16 protein-coding genes are annotated in these 15141 nt (G+C 72.1%); 13 read left to right on the top strand and 3 right to left on the bottom strand.

The features are described 5' to 3' along the window. A partial coding sequence (locus tag ACXJKB_RS22345; protein ID WP_457184448.1) for a helix-turn-helix domain-containing protein occupies positions 1 to 199 on the bottom strand: 199 nt, incomplete at its 3' end. Between the two features lie 133 nt (positions 200 to 332). On the opposite strand from ACXJKB_RS22345, the gene ACXJKB_RS22340 reads away from it, so the two are divergent. The 10 genes from ACXJKB_RS22340 to ACXJKB_RS22295 all read left to right on the top strand — a co-directional run bounded on the left by ACXJKB_RS22340 (position 333) and on the right by ACXJKB_RS22295 (position 10539). Next, the gene (locus ACXJKB_RS22340) at positions 333 to 536 is read left to right on the top strand and encodes a hypothetical protein (protein ID WP_457192357.1); all 204 of its coding nucleotides are present in this window, start codon (positions 333 to 335) and stop codon (positions 534 to 536) included. A 336-nt stretch (positions 537 to 872) separates the two neighbouring features. After that, positions 873 to 3749, top strand: a complete 2877-nt coding sequence (locus ACXJKB_RS22335; RefSeq protein WP_457192355.1) for a Na+/H+ antiporter subunit A — start codon at positions 873 to 875, stop codon at positions 3747 to 3749. Continuing rightward, a complete protein-coding gene (locus ACXJKB_RS22330; RefSeq protein WP_300053441.1) occupies positions 3746 to 4237 on the top strand; it encodes a Na(+)/H(+) antiporter subunit C in 492 nt (163 codons plus the stop codon). The genes ACXJKB_RS22335 and ACXJKB_RS22330 overlap by 4 nt, the downstream gene beginning before the upstream one ends. Continuing rightward, positions 4234 to 5940 carry a Na+/H+ antiporter subunit D gene (locus ACXJKB_RS22325; RefSeq protein ID WP_457192353.1) on the top strand — a complete coding sequence of 569 codons (1707 nt, stop codon included), beginning with the start codon at positions 4234 to 4236 and terminating at the stop codon, positions 5938 to 5940. The genes ACXJKB_RS22330 and ACXJKB_RS22325 overlap by 4 nt, the downstream gene beginning before the upstream one ends. Beyond that, the gene (locus tag ACXJKB_RS22320; protein ID WP_457192351.1) at positions 5937 to 6497 is read left to right on the top strand and encodes a Na+/H+ antiporter subunit E; all 561 of its coding nucleotides are present in this window, start codon (positions 5937 to 5939) and stop codon (positions 6495 to 6497) included. Before ACXJKB_RS22325 ends, ACXJKB_RS22320 begins: the two co-directional genes overlap by 4 nt. After that, entirely contained in the window at positions 6494 to 6799 is a 306-nt protein-coding gene (locus ACXJKB_RS22315) for a monovalent cation/H+ antiporter complex subunit F (RefSeq protein ID WP_191195602.1), read from the top strand. Before ACXJKB_RS22320 ends, ACXJKB_RS22315 begins: the two co-directional genes overlap by 4 nt. Continuing rightward, positions 6796 to 7161 (top strand): monovalent cation/H(+) antiporter subunit G, encoded by a 366-nt coding sequence (gene mnhG, locus ACXJKB_RS22310; RefSeq protein ID WP_191195601.1) that lies wholly within the window; start codon positions 6796 to 6798, stop codon positions 7159 to 7161. Before ACXJKB_RS22315 ends, mnhG begins: the two co-directional genes overlap by 4 nt. Positions 7162 to 7191: 30 nt before the next feature. After that, positions 7192 to 8907 carry a cation:proton antiporter gene (locus ACXJKB_RS22305; RefSeq protein WP_457192348.1) on the top strand — a complete coding sequence of 572 codons (1716 nt, stop codon included), beginning with the start codon at positions 7192 to 7194 and terminating at the stop codon, positions 8905 to 8907. Positions 8908 to 8942: 35 nt separating this feature from the next. Then, positions 8943 to 9782, top strand: a complete 840-nt coding sequence (locus ACXJKB_RS22300; RefSeq protein WP_457192347.1) for an aldo/keto reductase — start codon at positions 8943 to 8945, stop codon at positions 9780 to 9782. Between the two features lie 25 nt (positions 9783 to 9807). Continuing rightward, positions 9808 to 10539 (top strand): peptidylprolyl isomerase, encoded by a 732-nt coding sequence (locus tag ACXJKB_RS22295; protein ID WP_457192345.1) that lies wholly within the window; start codon positions 9808 to 9810, stop codon positions 10537 to 10539. A 27-nt stretch (positions 10540 to 10566) separates the two neighbouring features. Here the strand turns inward: ACXJKB_RS22295 and ACXJKB_RS22290 are convergent, their stop codons facing one another. Together ACXJKB_RS22290 and ACXJKB_RS22285 are read right to left on the bottom strand one after the other, a co-directional pair. After that, positions 10567 to 10995, bottom strand: coding sequence for an OsmC family protein (locus ACXJKB_RS22290; RefSeq protein WP_457192343.1), 429 nt, complete (start codon positions 10993 to 10995; stop codon positions 10567 to 10569). Between the two features lie 82 nt (positions 10996 to 11077). Next, positions 11078 to 11221: a hypothetical protein gene (locus tag ACXJKB_RS22285; protein ID WP_457192341.1), complete on the bottom strand. Its 144-nt coding sequence runs from the start codon at positions 11219 to 11221 to the stop codon at positions 11078 to 11080. Positions 11222 to 11392: 171 nt separating this feature from the next. Between ACXJKB_RS22285 and ACXJKB_RS22280 the strand changes: the two genes are divergently transcribed. The 3 genes from ACXJKB_RS22280 to ACXJKB_RS22270 form a co-directional block, all read left to right on the top strand. Beyond that, positions 11393 to 12217 (top strand): formate dehydrogenase accessory sulfurtransferase FdhD, encoded by an 825-nt coding sequence (locus ACXJKB_RS22280; protein ID WP_457192339.1) that lies wholly within the window; start codon positions 11393 to 11395, stop codon positions 12215 to 12217. Then, positions 12178 to 13470: an exonuclease SbcCD subunit D gene (locus ACXJKB_RS22275; protein WP_457192337.1), complete on the top strand. Its 1293-nt coding sequence runs from the start codon at positions 12178 to 12180 to the stop codon at positions 13468 to 13470. Before ACXJKB_RS22280 ends, ACXJKB_RS22275 begins: the two co-directional genes overlap by 40 nt. Then, the coding region (locus ACXJKB_RS22270) for an AAA family ATPase (protein ID WP_457192335.1) at positions 13467 to 15141 on the top strand (1675 nt) is incomplete at its 3' end. The genes ACXJKB_RS22275 and ACXJKB_RS22270, both read left to right, overlap by 4 nt.

Genomic DNA, 15141 nt, shown 5'->3' with positions numbered 1-15141 from the left:
AGCGTTCATCGCGGTCCAGGTAGCGGCCGCTGTACTCAATACTCTGTGGTCGATACACGCCACCGAGGCTCTGATGCAGGTCGTAGATGTAGGACTTCGACACGCCGCTGACCCGGGCAGCCTGCATCGGGTTCAGCCCCGAACGCAGCAGCCCGATCACCTCCAACCGACGCGACTCAGCCAACTTCAGTCCAGCCACAACACCCTCCAAACATCAGGCGTTGCAACAATCCCCTGACGCCAAGGTCACCAGGTGACACTGGGGCTCCGCGATCATCGACCGATCGTCAACAGGGGTTGACAGCATGCGTTGTGTCAACGACAGTTGACGCATGAGGACCGCCGTCGATGCCCAGGACCCGGGGGAGGAAAACCCCCTGGAAGAGCTCATGCGCATCTCCCGCGCCAAGCACGAGCTGGCCGCAGCCGAGGCCGTCGCCGTACGACGAGCTCGCATCCACGGTTTCTCGTGGGCGGAGATCGGCACGATGCTCGGCGTCTCCAAGCAGGCCATGCACAAGAAGTACGGCAAGTAAGTTCGCCTAGGTCACGGCCCACGCCGGCGGCCCACGTCCTCGGGCCCAGATGACCGGGGAACGACAGCTTGCCCAGGACGAGCCCGGTTTCCCGATGTGGCTGGCTGTGACGAGCGAAGGCCATGGAGCGGGGCTTCCCGGGCACTCCCGCGTACGTCGATATCGCCGATAACTGACATTATGTCAGATAGTGCTGATCGACGAACGACACCAGTGTGATCCCCCGAGATGGGGTCCATCCCCCATCTTTCCGCTGCACCCCTCCGAGCGGCCGGATGAGGCGTCCTGCGCCTGTACGGTTGAGAAAACTCCACCGAGGGACGAGGACCACCGCTTGTGCTGTTGCTGATCGCCGCTCTGCTGGCGGCGGCGGTCATGTCTCCATGGCTGTTGCTCCGTGCCGGCCGACGCGCCTTCCTGGCGATCGCGCTGGTGCCGTTGGCCGGTACGGCGTGGGTCGCCGCGCAGGGCGCCGCCGTCCACGACGGCGAGACGCTCGTCGAGGTCCACCCGTGGGTCGGCAGCATCGGCCTGGACCTGGCGCTCGCCATGGGCACCCTCCAGTGGGTCATGGCGCTGATCGTGCTCGGGATCGGTGCGCTCGTGCTGGCCTACTGCGCGTGGTACTTCGACGACGACGAGCCGGGCGTCCCGCGCTTCGCCGGCGTGCTCGTCGCGTTCGTGGCCTCGATGCTCGGCCTGGTGCTGGCCGACGACCTGCTGCTCCTCTACGTGTTCTGGGAGCTCACGACCGTCTTCTCCTTCCTCCTGATCGGACACGACTCCGAGCGGCGGGCCAGCAGGCGCGCCGCCATCCAGGCGCTCGTGGTGACCACGTTCGGCGGCCTCGTGCTGCTCGTGGGCGCGATCGTCGTCGGCCGGGCCGCCGGGACCTTCCGGATCACCGAGATCCTGGCCGACCCGCCCACCGGTGTGGCCGTGACCATCGGTGTCCACCTCCTCCTCGTGGGCGCCATCAGCAAGTCGGCCCTGCTCCCCTTCCACTTCTGGCTCCCGTCGGCCATGGCGGCGCCGACCCCCGTCAGCGCCTACCTGCACGCCGCGTCGATGGTCAAGGCCGGCGTCTACCTCGTCGCGCTCCTGGCGCCCGCGTTCGCCGGCGTGACCGGGTGGCGCACGGTGCTCCTGGTGCTCGGCCTCACGACGATGGTCCTCGGCGGCGTACGAGCGCTCCGCCAGAACGACCTCAAGCTGCTGCTCGCCTACGGCACCGTCAGCCAGCTCGGCTTCCTCGTGCTCGTCCTCGGCACCGGCACCCGCAGCGCGATGCTCGCCGGGCTCGCCCTGCTGATCGCACACGCGCTGTTCAAGGCGACCCTCTTCCTCGTCGTCGGCGTGATCGACCACAGCACCGGCACGCGTGACCTCCGCGAGCTGACCGGGCTCTCGCGACGGCTACCGGTCCTCGCCGTCACCGCGACGCTGGCGGCCGCGTCGATGGCGGGTCTCCCCCCGCTCATCGGCTACGTCGCCAAGGAGAGCGTGCTGGTCGCGCTCGTCGACGTCGCCCGCGACGGTGACGGCACCGGGATCGGTACGGCGGGCGGCTGGCTGCTCGTCATCGGGGTGGTCGTCGGGTCGATCCTCACCGCGGCCTACTCGGCCCGCTTCGTGTGGGGCGCCTTCGGCAACCGCGAGGTGGAGGCTCCGGTGTCGGTCCACTCCCCCTCGCCCGCCTTCATCGCGGCCCCCGTCATCCTGGCGGCCCTGTCGCTGGTGCTCGGCTTCCTCGGCGCCCCGCTCACGTCGCTCCTCGACCCCCAGGCCGACAAGTTCCCGCCCGGGGCCCACGAGCCCGAGCTCTCGCTCTGGCACGGTGTCGGGCTGCCCCTGGTGCTGACCCTCGTCACGCTCGCCGCCGGTGCCGCGCTGTTCGTCGCGCGCGAGCCCGTCGCCCGTCTGCAGGCCGCGCTGGTCCACGACTGGAGCCTGGAGCGGGCCTACGGCGGCGGCATGCGCCTGCTCGACCGCACGGCGGTCGAGGTCACCGGTGTCGTGCAGCGCGGCTCCGCGGCGGCGTACCTCGCGATCATCCTGATCGTGCTGGTGCTGCTGCCGGGCTCGACGCTGATCGGCGGCCTCGACGACGTGAAGGTGACGGCGTGGGACAACCCCGCGCAGGCCGTCATCGGCGCCGTCATCGTCGGGGCAGCCATCATGACGGCGCGCTCGCGGCGCCGGATCCGCGCGGTCCTGCTCGTCGGCGTCACCGGCTACGGCACGGCCCTCCTCTTCGTCCTCCAGGGCGCGCCCGACCTCGCGCTCACCCAGGCACTGGTCGAGACGCTGACCGTGGTGGTCTTCGTGCTGGCCCTGCGCCGGCTCCCCGAGTACTTCACCGACCGCCCGCTGAGCCGCCAGCGCTACCTGCGGGTCGCGCTGGGCGTGGCCGTCGCGGTCGTGACCGCCGGCTTCCTCCTCGTGGCAGGCGCGGCGCGCACCGCCGACCCCGTCTCCCTGGCGTTGCCGAAGGAGGCGCTCGAGTTCGGCGGCGGCGGCAACATCGTCAACGTCATCCTGGTCGACACCCGTGCCTGGGACACGCTCGGCGAGCTCGCGGTGCTCGTGGCCGCAGCGACAGGCGTCGCGAGCCTCGTGTACGTCAACGCACGCGGCGCCGACATCCGCCGCGTCCACGACATCCCCTACCCGGCCGGCGTCGAGAAGGTCGCCACCGCTCCGGGTCGGCGTGCCTGGCTGCCCGGCTCACGGACGCTGCCGCCGGACAAGCGCTCGATCATCTTCGAGGTCATCGTGCGACTGCTCTTCCACACGCTGGTCGTCATCTCGATCTACCTCCTGCTCGTGGGCCACAACGAGCCCGGCGGCGGGTTCGCCGCGGGCATGACCACCGGGCTGGCGCTCGTCGTGCGCTACCTGGCCGGGGGTCGCTACGAGCTCGACGAGGCGGCACCCGTGGACGCCGGGCGCCTGATCGGCGGCGGCCTCGCCGTGGCGGCGCTGGCGGCACTGCTGCCGATGGCCTTCGGCGGTGTGGTGCTGCAGTCCGCGGTGATCGACCTGCACCTGCCGCTGCTCGGCGACCTGCACCTGGTCTCGTCGGTCCTCTTCGACGTCGGGGTCTACCTGGTCGTCGTCGGGCTGGTGCTCGACCTGCTGCGCGCCCTCGGCTCCCACATCGACCGCGACATCCAGCGCGCCATGCGCGAGGCGGAGGCGGAGGCCGCATGACCATCAACCTGACCCTCGTCCTCGTCGCCGCCGCCCTCCTCGGCTGTGGTGTCTACCTGGTGCTCGAGCGCAGCCTGTCGCGCGTGCTGATCGGCATCGTCATGATCGGCAACGGCGTCAGCCTCTGCTTCATGGTCGCCGGCGGCCCCGCGGGACGCGCCCCGATCGTGTCGAAGGGTGGTGACACGACCGGCCTCTCGGACCCGCTCCCCCAGGCGATGGTGCTCACCGCGATCGTCATCACCCTCGCCACGACGGCGTTCGTGCTCGCCATGGCCTACCGCAGCTGGCAGCTCAATGGCCACGACGACGTGCAGGACGACATCGAGGACGACACCATCCGCAGGCTCGCCCTGCGGGACGTGACGTCGGAGGCCTACTCCGCCACGACGTCCGACTACCCCGGTGACGACTCCAGCGGTGACCACGGGCAGGGCCCGGACGACGACCCGCTGGCCGCCGACGCCGAGGAGATGAGGTCGCAGTGAACTCCCTCGTCCCCCTCCCCGTCCTGCTGCCGATCCTCGGAGCTGGTGCCTCGCTGGCGTTGCTCCACCACCCGCGCATCCAGCGCTGGCTCAGCCTCGCCGTGCTCGGCTCCGTCGTCGCCGTGGCGGCGGTGCTCCTGGTGCAGGCAGACCGGCACGGCCCGCAGACGGTGTGGATCGGCGCGTGGCCCGAGACCCTCGGAATCGTCCTGGTCGCCGACCGGCTCGCCGCCCTGATGCTGCTGGTCAGCGCCATCGTGACCCTGGCGGTCCTCGCCTACTCCGTCGGACAGGGCATGACGGAGGACGAGGAGGGTGCGCCGATCTCGGTCTACCACCCGACGTTCCTCGTGCTGGTGGCCGGCGTGGCCAACGCGTTCCTCGCCGGCGACCTGTTCAACCTGTTCGTCAGCTTCGAGATGCTGCTGTTCGCGAGCTACGTCCTGCTGACGCTCGGCGGCACCGCGGCCCGGGTCCGCGCCGGCACGATCTACGTGCTGGTCAACCTGCTCTCGTCGACGCTGTTCCTCATCAGCCTCGCGGTGACGTACGCCGCCACCGGCACGCTCACCCTCGCCCACCTCGCCGAACGGCTCGCGGAGCTGCCCGACCACGTGTCGATGATGATCCAGCTGCTGCTGCTGACGACGTTCGCGATCAAGGCGGCCGTCTTCCCCCTGTCGCTCTGGCTGCCGGACAGCTACCCCACCGCGCCCGCGCCGGTGACGGCGGTGTTCGCCGGGCTGCTCACCAAGGTCGGCGTCTACGCGATCCTGAGGATGCAGACGCTGCTCTTCCCCGACAGCCCGCTCACCGACCTGCTCCTGTGGGCCGCCCTGCTCACCATGATCATCGGCATCCTCGGCGCGATCGCCCAGTCCGACATCAAGCGCATGCTGTCCTTCACGCTCGTCAGCCACATCGGCTACCTGATCCTCGGCATCGCGCTCGACAGCCGCACCGGCACGGCAGGCACGACGTTCTACGTCGTCCACCACATCACCATCCAGACGGCGCTCTTCCTCGTCCTCGGCCTCGTCGAGCGCCGGGCCGGCAGCACCGCGCTGATGCGCATCGGCGGGCTGGCGCGCATCGCCCCGGTGCTGGCCGTGCTCTTCTTCGTGCCGGCGATGAACCTCGCCGGCATCCCACCGTTCTCCGGCTTCATCGGCAAGGTCGGGCTGTTCCAGGCCGCGCAGCTCGACGGCAGCCCCCTCGCCTGGACCCTCGTGGCGGCTGGGGCAGCCACCAGCCTGCTGACGCTGTACGCCGTCGCGAAGACGTGGGCCGTGGCGTTCTGGCGCACCCCCCGCGAGGCCCACGAGGCGCTCGAGGCGATCGGCGAGACCGTCGGCGGGGCGGCGACCGAGCCGGTGCCCGGGCACGACACCCGCGCGGTGCACCAGCACCGGGGCCACGTCCACACCGCTGCGGGCACCGTGTCGCGACGCGACATCGAGGAGGCCCGCCGCCTCGGCGACGACAACGAGCCCGACCGCGACTTCTACACCCTGATCGAGGCGGGCGACGACAACCGCCACTCCCCCCTCGGCATGCTGCTGCCAGCGGCCGGTCTCGTCGCGGCCAGCGTGCTGCTGTCCGTGATCGCCGGGCCGCTCTACGCACTGGCCGACCGGGCCGCGGGCGACCTGCACGAGCGCACCCCCTACCTCTCCTCCGTCCTCACCGAGGAGCACCCGTGAGCCCGGTCATGCGCACCCGCCGCGACGGGTCCACCCGTCCCGCGCGACACCGCGCCGTCCAGCCGCTCGCCGTCGCCTGGCTGCTGCTCGTCTGGCTGGCCCTGTGGGGCGCCGTGACGCCGCTGCTCCTCGTGGGGGGCGTGCTCGTTGCGGTGCTCGTGTGCGTCACGTTCCCGCTGCCCCCCATCGACCTCGGCTCCTCGGTGCGGCCCCTGCCCCTGCTCGGCGTCATCGCCCGCTTCCACCTCGACGTCGTGCGGGCCAGCTTCGAGGTGGCCGGCGTCGTCCTGCGGAGACGTCCGGTGCGCAACGCCGTGGTCGCGGTCGACCTCGAGACCAAGTCCGACTTCATGATGACCCTCGTGGCGTCCATGCTGTCGCTGATCCCGGGGTCGGTGGTCGTCGAGGCCCGCCGGTCCACGCACACGCTCTACCTCCACGTCATCGACGTACCCGACGCGGAGGCCGCCGACGAGTTCCGCCGCACCGCGCTGGACCTCGAGCAGCGCCTGCTCCGAGCGCTGCCGCCCCGACCCGTCGACCGGGAGGACCCATGACAGTCGTGCTCGTCCTCGGAGCCACGCTGCTCGCCGCTGCGGCCGTGCTCCTGCTCGTACGCCTCACCATCGGACCGACGATCCTCGACCGGAGCGTCGCGCTCGACGTGCTGGTCGCGGTCACCGTCTGCGCCACTGGCCTGTACGTCGCCCACTCCGGCGTGACGTACCCCCTCCCCATGCTCGTCGTGCTCGCCGGCTGCGGCATGGTCGGCGCGGTGAGCGTCGCCCGCTACGCGAGCCGCAGCGACGACCTCGAGGCCGGCGACCGCGACGACCCGGGCACGGGGGGCAAGTGGTGAGCTGGACACAGGTCGCCGACCTCGCCGCCGCCGTGTGCATCCTGCTCGGCGCGGTCCTCGCACTCATCGCCGCCATCGGCGTCGTCCGTCTGCCCGACCTGCTGACCCGGATGCACGCGGCGACGAAGCCGCAGGTCCTCGGCACGGTGCTGGTGATGACCGGGGTCGCCCTGCGCCTGCGCGACCCGGGGGTGGTCGGCATCCTCGCCCTCATCGTGCTGCTGCAGATGGCCACGAGCGTGGTCTCCAGCCACATGGTCGGCCGGGCCTCGTTCCGCGCGGGTCAGGTGCGCCACGACCTCCTCGTGGTCGACGAGCTCAGCGACCGCCCGAGCCACGAGGAGCCACGCGGCGCACCCTGACGCCGCCCGACGCTCGCTACCCTGACGGGCGTGGAGCTGCTGACCCTCGCCGTCGCCGCCCTGATGGCGATCGTCGTGGCGGCCGTGCTGTCCCGGCGCACCGGGATCGCCACTCCCCTGGTCCTGCTGGTCCTCGGCATCGCCTTCAGCCTCGTGCCGGGCACGCCCGACTTCGAGCTGGAGCCCGACTGGATCCTGCTCGGAGCCCTGCCGCCGCTGCTGTACGCCACCGCGGTCCAGGTGCCCGTCATCGACCTGCGCCGGAGCATCGGCATGATCACGTGGCTCTCGGTCACCCTGGTCGTCGTCTCAGCGCTCGCCGTCGGCGCCGTCGTGCACCTCGTCGTTCCCGACGTCTCCTTCGCGGCCGGCGTGGCACTGGGCGCCGTCGTCAGCCCGACGGACGCGGTCGCCGCCACTGCGATCGGCAAGCGCCTCGGGCTCCCCCACCGCCTGATGACGGTGCTGGAGGGCGAGAGCCTGTTCAACGACGCCTCCGCCCTGGTCGTGCTGCGGACCGCCCTGCTGGCGATCACCGCGGGCTTCAGCCTGGGCGACGCGGTCCTGGACTTCGTCCGCGCCGTCGCGCTCGCCGTCCTCATCGGCTACGTCGTGGGCCGCTCGACCGTCTGGCTGCGGAGCAAGCTGGACGACCCGGTCCTCATGACCGCGGTCAGCTTCATCGTGCCGTTCCTGGCGTTCCTGCCAGCCGAGGAGGCCCAGGCGTCGGGCGTGGTGGCCGTGGTCGTGGCGGGCCTGGTCACCGGCCACCACGGCGTGCGGACCTTCAGCGCCCGCGAGCGCCTCACCGAGCGCACCAACTGGCTGACGATCCAGTTCCTCGTCGAGAACGGGGTCTTCCTCCTGATGGGCCTGCAGCTCGAGTCACTCCTGCGCGACCTCGACGACTCGTCCAGCAGCCTGCCCGAGGTGCTGGGGACCGCCGCCCTGGTCCTCCTCCTGCTGCTCGTCCTGCGGATCGGCTTCGTCGGCGTCCAGGTGCTCCTCGAACGGCGACGCCGACCGCGACTCGATGCCGTGCGCCAGCGGCTCACGCGCATCAGCCACCGCGTCGACACGATGGCGCAGGAGGGCGGACCGCGCGTCGACAGCCCCCGTGGTCAGCACCGCATGTCGCAGTTCCGGCGCCGGATCGAGCGCGGCCGGGCCGACGTCGCCTACCAGGAGAGCGAGCCGATCACCGCGCGCGGTGGTGCGGTCCTGTCGTGGGCCGGGATGCGAGGCGTCGTCACGCTCGCCGCCGCCCTCACGATCGGCCCGGAGGTCGACGAGCGGACGCTGCTGATCACGGTCGCGTTCGTCGTGGCCGTCGTCTCGCTCCTCCTCTACGGCGGCACCCTGCCGTGGTTGATCCGCACGCTCGGCGTCTCGGGTGTCGACCCGGACCGGCAGCGTGCCGAGGTGGCCGAGCTCGTGAACGACATCACCGCCACCGCGGCCGCCGCCATGGGACCCACGGACCGGATCGTCATCGACGGCACCCCGATCGACCCGGACGTCGCCACCGAGACGCTGGCCTGGCTGGAGCGCGTCCGCGACGCCCGCACCGAGAGGGGTCCGGAGGCCGTGACCCTGGCCTCGCAGCGGGTGCTCCTGCACCGCCAGATCATCGCGCTGATGCGCGACGCGCTGCACGAGGAACGCGCGATCGGCGCCTACAGCACGGCGGCGCTGACCCGCGCGTCAGCACTCATCGACGCCCAGGAGCTCCAGCTGGAACGCTGAGGCGCCCGCTTGCCGGGCGACCTAGGTTGGGGCCCATGGCCCACATCCCGACGTACGACCTCAACGACGGCACGAGCATCCCCGCGATCGGCTTCGGCACCTACCCGCTGCGTGGCGACGACGGCACCGAGGCCATCCGCACCGCCATCGAGGCCGGCTACCGGCTCGTCGACACCGCGGTGAACTACGAGAACGAGGTGGAGGTCGGCGAGGCCGTCCGCCGCTCCGGGGTCCCCCGTGACGAGCTGGTCGTCGCCAGCAAGATCCCCGGCCGCCACCACGCGTACGACGCTGCGATCGCGTCGGTGCGCGAGTCGCTGGGCCGCCTCGGGCTCGAGCGCACGGACCTTCACCTCATCCACTGGCCCAACCCGAGCCAGGGGTCGTACGTCGAGGCGTGGCGGGCGCTGGTGCAGCTGCAGAAGGACGGCCTGGTGCGGTCCATCGGCGTCTCCAACTTCACCGAGGAGCACCTCGAGCGCATCATCGACGACACGGGCGTGACGCCGGCGGTCAACCAGGTCGAGCTGCACCCGAGGTTCCCGCAGGCGCACATGCGCGAGGTCCATGAGCGCCTCGGCATCCGCACCGAGGCCTGGAGCCCCATGGGCAAGCGGCGCGCGCCCCTCGAGGAGGACGCCGTCCGGACGGCCGCCGAGGCGCACGGCGTCTCCCCCGGCCAGGTCGTCCTGCGCTGGCACGTCGAGCTGGGCTCGCTCCCGATCCCGAAGTCGGCCGACCCCGCCCGCCAGGCGCAGAACCTCGACGTCTTCGGCTTCGAGCTCACCGACGACGAGGTCGCGGCGATCTCCGGGCTCGCCGAGCCCGACGGCCGCCTCTTCGGCGGCGACCCGGACACCCACGAGGAGATGTGACGGGTCGCTGGCTACCATCACCCGCATGCTGAAGCGACTCGCCACCGTGGCCGCCTGCCTGTCCGTCCTCGCCCTCTCCGCGTGCGGCAACGAAGCGGACGGGAAGGACACCGCGGCCGACCCCGCGGCGTCCGAGACCACGAGCGAGTCGACCGACGCGTCGCCCGAGGAGTCGCCGGAGGCCTCCGGCGCGACGACCACCTGCGACTACCCCGAGGACGGCCAGGAGCCGGCGCGCGACGTCGACGCTCCCGACGCCGAGGCTCCCTCCGAGGGCACCGCGTCCGCGACGATCACGACGAACTTCGGCGACATCGGCCTGACCCTCGACGCGGCAACCGCGCCGTGCACGGTGCACTCGTTCGTCTCGCTCGCCGAGCAGGGGTTCTACGACGACACGCCGTGCCCGCGGATCGGTGACCAGGACGGCTTCGGGATCCTGCAGTGCGGCGACCCGACCGGCACCGGTTCCGGCGGGGCCGGCTACTCCTTCGCCGACGAGCTGAGCGGTGACGAGACCTACCCGGCCGGCACGCTCGCCATGGCCAACGCCGGCCCGGACACCAACGGGTCGCAGTTCTTCCTCGTCTTCCGCGACTCGCAGTTCCCCCCGAACTACACCGTCTTCGGCACCATCGACGAGGCCGGCCTCGAGACCATCGACGCGATCGCGGCCGAGGGCAACGACGGTGCACACCCCGCCGGTGGAGGCGCCCCCAACAAGGACGTCACCATCGAGAAGGTCACCGTCGGCTGACGCCGCTCTCCTCGCCGGCGACCTGAGTCACGACACCGGGTCGTAGACCACGTCCGCGCCGAGCTGCACGGTCCGCGAGACCGTGCACAGCCGGTCGTGCGACATCTCGATGGCCGCCTGCACGCGGTCACGTGCGGCATCGCCGTCCGGCCCCTCGGGGAACGCGAGGTCGAACGACACCCTGATACCGGTGAGGTGGTTGCCCTCCGCGTCACGCACCTTGTGCCCCTCGGCATGCACGTCGAACGTCGTGCTGGAGGTGCGCTTGTGCGTGATGGCCTCGACGTCGAGAGCGCTGCACCCTGCGATCGCGGCGAGCAGCAGCTCGATGGGCGTGAAGTCGGGGTCCTCTCCCCCGGTCCCGAAGAAGGTCTCGCCGCCGCGGGCGTTGGTCGCCTTGAACCTGGCCGGGCCGATGCGGGTGAGCTCGACGCTGCGCAGCGTGTCGTCCGTCATGGCGAACACCCTGCCAGAGCACGCTCGGGCAGGGTGTTCGGTCCCCGACGGTGGGGTCTCCGCGGACTACCTCGCAGGGGGGTCAGCGGGTGACGCGTCGCGCGGCGCGTCGGGCTCGACGCTCCTCACGGAGGGCGATCTCCACGTTGCGCTGGAGCGCTCGGTCCTCGGTGGAGCGCGCTCGTTGATCGACGAGGCTGAGGGCCAGGTGCAGCTGCGTGGTCATGGATATCTGTCCTCTCGAGGGCCTCTGGCCCTCACGTGATGAGCAAGAGATGTAAGAACTAACCGCTCCGTTGCGGCTCTTACATCCTACGGACCGGTAGCTTTCCGTCCGGCATCCTCGAAGGGTGATCTCGGCCACCAGCCGGACGCGTCCGCGGGCTAGTGTCGTGGCGTGACGACCCAGCGAGCGCGACGGCCCGGACCATCGGTCCGGACGCGTGTGGTGGAGCACACCGACGCCTCGGAGCTGGCCCGCGAGGACCGGCTCATCACCGAGGAACCGCTCGAGATCCGGGTGCGCGCCGGGAGCCTGGAGCCCCGCCGCGCGTGGGTGACCATGCGCACGCCCGGGCACGACTTCGAGCTCGCCGCCGGCTGGCTCGTCAACGAGGGGCTCGCGGCGCCGTCGTCGATCAGCCAGGTCGCCTACTGCACCGACGACGACCTCGACCCCGAGCAGGAGTTCAACGTCGTGACGGTGAACGTCAAYGGCCTGACGTCGCTCCCCCACCGGCACGAGAGCGCCTCTTCGGGCTCGTCCGCCTGCGGGGTGTGCGGCAAGGACAGCGTGGTCGAGGCGCTCGCGACCAGGACGGCGCGACCGTGGGCAGGTCCGCGCCCCGACGCGTCCGTCGTACGACGACTGCCGGAGGCGCTGCGCGAGCGTCAGACCCTGTTCGCCCGGACGGGCGGCGTGCACGCAGCCGGGCTGGCCGACGAGCTCGGCACGCTCTCCGTGGTGCGCGAGGACGTCGGGCGTCACAACGCCGTCGACAAGGTCGTCGGGGCGCGGGTGCTCGCCGGCGACCCGGCTGCCTCGGCATGCCTGGTGCTCAGCGGGCGGGTCGGCTTCGAGCTCGTGCAGAAGGCAGCGGCCGCCGGCATCGGGTCGATCGTGGCGGTCGGCGCGCCGACCAGCCTGGCTGCCCAGCTGGCCGCCGAGGCCGGCATCGACCTGTGGGGCTTCACCTCCGCAGCGCGCACCGTGCGCTACTGACCGGACCCCGCGCGGCGTGGTGGGACGGCCCTGTCGGTGCCGCGATCTACGGTCGTCCCGTRCGCATCCTCCACACCTCCGACTGGCACCTGGGGAGGTCCTTCCACCGCGAGGACCTGCTGGGCCACCAGGGGGCGTTCGTCGACCACCTCCTCGAGGTCGTCGGCGCGGAGGGCGTCGACGTGGTCGTGGTCTCGGGAGACGTCTACGACCGTGCCCTCCCCCACGTCGACGCGGTCGCCCTGGCCGACGAGGCGTTCGCCCGGCTCGCTGCCTCCCGGGCACGCGTCGTGGTGAGCAGCGGCAACCACGACAGCGCGCGGCGCCTCGGTTTCGGCTCGCGCCTGATGGACGCCGCAGGTGTCTTCGTCCGCACCGACGCGTCCTCGGTCGGCACCCCCGTCGTGCTCGCCGACCAGCACGGGGACGTGGCGATCCACGCGATCCCCTACCTCGACCCCTCGGCGCTGCTCGAGCCGTGGGCGCTCGGCCGCCGCAGCCACGAGGCTGCCCTGTCCGAGGCCATGACGCGGGTCCGGTCCGACCTCGGCGCGCGCCCCGCCTCCACCCGCAGCGTGGTGCTGGCGCACGCCTTCGTCGCCGGCGCGACCCCCTCGGAGTCCGAGCGGGACATCAGTGTCGGCGGGGTGTCCCGGGTCGCGACCAGCCTCTTCGACGACATCGACTACACCGCCCTCGGCCACCTCCACGGCCCCCACGTGCTCGACGAGCGGCTGCGCTACTCCGGCTCCCCGCTGGCCTACTCCTTCTCCGAGGCCGACCAGGCCAAGGGCTCGTGGATCGTCGACCTCGACGCCACCGGGTTCGCGTCCGCGACCTGGGTCGACGCACCGGTCCCCCGTCGGCTGGCCCGGCTGTCAGGCACGCTCGACGAGCTGCTCGGCGACCCGACGCTCACCACCCACGAGGACGACTGGGTGCAGGTCACCCTGACCGACGTCCGACGCCCGTTGCGCGCCATGGAGCTGCTGCGCCGACGCTTCCCCCACACGCTGGTCCTGCAGTTCCCGACCCCGACGGTCGACGCCCGGACCCCTCCCCGGCCCGCGCCCGGCACGAGCGACCACGCCATCTCGCTCGACTTCGTGCGCCACGTGCGCGGGTCCGACGCCACGCCCGGTGAGGCCGCCCTGCTCCGCGAGGCCATCGACGCCTGCTGCCACGACCCCGACCAGGACGTGCTCGTCGGAGCTCCCCCAGCCTCTGCTCCCCGCACGGCAGGTGCTCCGTGAGGCTGCACCAGCTGCAGGTGGTCGGCTTCGGCCCGTTCGCCGATCCGGTCTCGATCGACTTCGACGCCCTCTCCGACGCCGGGCTCTTCCTGCTGAGCGGGCCGACGGGAGCCGGCAAGTCCAGCGTCCTCGACGCGGTCTGCTTCGCGCTCTACGGTGACGTCCCCGGTGACCGCGCCGTCGCCAAGCGGCTGCGGTCCGACCACGCCGCCGATGACGTCGCTCCTCGGGTGGTGCTCGAGGCGACCCTGTCCGGCCGACGGTTCCGCATCGACCGCTCGCCCGCCTGGACCAGGCCGAAGAAGCGCGGCACCGGCACCACCACCGAGCATGCCCGCGTCGTGATCTCCGAGCGCCGCCCCGCCGACGACGGCCAGCACCTCTGGCACCCGCTCAGCACCCGCCTCGACGAGACCGGACACCTCGTCACCCGTCTCGTCGGCATGACTCTCCCCCAGTTCTGCCAGGTCGCCATGCTCCCGCAGGGACGGTTCCAGGCCTTCCTGCGAGCGCGGTCCGAGGAGCGCCACGCCCTGCTCCAGCAGGTCTTCCAGACGGAGCGCTTCGACCGCACCGAGCGCTGGTTGCGCGAGCGGCGCGTCGGGCTGAGGCGCGCCTCCGACACCCACCGCGACACGGTCGCCGACCTGGTCAGCCGGGTCAGCGAGGTCGGCGACGACGGTGCGCCCGACGACTGGCCGGCCGACCCCTCCTGCCTCGATGACTGGGTGACCGGGCTGACTGACGCCGCCTCGGCGGCATCGGCCGACCAGTCGGCCCGGGCGCAGGCGGCAGCCGCAGCCGAGACGGCGGCTGCCGACGCCCGAGCCGCAGGCACCGAGCTCGCTGCCCTCCAGGCAACCCACGCTGCGGCACGTCGCGACCGCGACGCGCTGGAGGCAGCGTCAGTGGCACACGCCGACCGCGTGCAGCTCGCCGACCTGGCCCAGCGCGCCGCCGGCGTACGCGCCCTCCACGACCTCGCGCTCGCCTCGCGAGCCACCTCCGACGACCTCGAGCAGCGCCACACTGCGTCCCTCGCATCGTTGGGCGCGCTGCTCGGAGTGACGACCCCCGACGACTCGCAGGTCGCCGAGCACCACCGCAGTGCCACCCGCGCGCTCGACGACCTCGCCCGCGTGCGCCCGCTGCTCCGCCAGGTGACCGAGGTCGAGTCGGCCCTCCGGCAAGCCGGGCGGAGCCGGGAGGGGCTCGCAGCCGAGCTCGACCGGCTTGCCACCCGGGCAGCGCAGGTGCCGCAGGCCCTGGCCGACCTCGAGCCCCGGCTCGCCTCGGCCCGCGAGGCGGTGGTCCAGGTCGCCGCCCTCGACCGCGACCTCGTGGTCATCCGGTCGCGGGTGCTCGCCGCCCGCTCAGCCGGCGAGCTCGCGACCGAGCTCGCCGCGGCCCAGCACGACCTCGCGGTGGCGACGCAGACCCGGCTGCTCGCCCGCGAGTCGCTCGTGGAGATCCGCGAGCAGCGCCTCGACGGCATGGCCGCCGAGATCGCGCGCAAGCTGGCAGTCGGGGCCTGTTGCCCGGTGTGCGGCTCGGCCGACCACCCCTCCCCCGCGTCTCCTGCGTCCGGCGCACCGGACGAGGCCACCGAGCGAAAGGCCCGCCGCGAGGTCGACGACCTCGAGGTCGTCGTCGAGGCACACGCCCAGCAGG

This window comes from Nocardioides sp. P5_E3, from assembly GCF_054049275.1.
The sequence above is the reverse complement of the archived record's forward strand: the minus strand, read 5'-3'. Positions and strand labels throughout refer to the sequence as shown.

What these genes read in the sequence shown, in the direction of transcription:
- ACXJKB_RS22315 (WP_191195602.1), top strand. Translation starts at nt 6,494, where the DNA reads ATGACAGTCGTGCTCGTCCTCGGAGCCACGCTGCTCGCCGCTGCGGCC.
- ACXJKB_RS22295 (WP_457192345.1), top strand. Translation starts at nt 9,808, where the DNA reads ATGCTGAAGCGACTCGCCACCGTGGCCGCCTGCCTGTCCGTCCTCGCC.
- ACXJKB_RS22340 (WP_457192357.1), top strand. Translation starts at nt 333, where the DNA reads ATGAGGACCGCCGTCGATGCCCAGGACCCGGGGGAGGAAAACCCCCTG.
- ACXJKB_RS22285 (WP_457192341.1), bottom strand. Translation starts at nt 11,221, where the DNA reads ATGACCACGCAGCTGCACCTGGCCCTCAGCCTCGTCGATCAACGAGCG.
- ACXJKB_RS22300 (WP_457192347.1), top strand. Translation starts at nt 8,943, where the DNA reads ATGGCCCACATCCCGACGTACGACCTCAACGACGGCACGAGCATCCCC.
- ACXJKB_RS22330 (WP_300053441.1), top strand. Translation starts at nt 3,746, where the DNA reads ATGACCATCAACCTGACCCTCGTCCTCGTCGCCGCCGCCCTCCTCGGC.
- ACXJKB_RS22290 (WP_457192343.1), bottom strand. Translation starts at nt 10,995, where the DNA reads ATGACGGACGACACGCTGCGCAGCGTCGAGCTCACCCGCATCGGCCCG.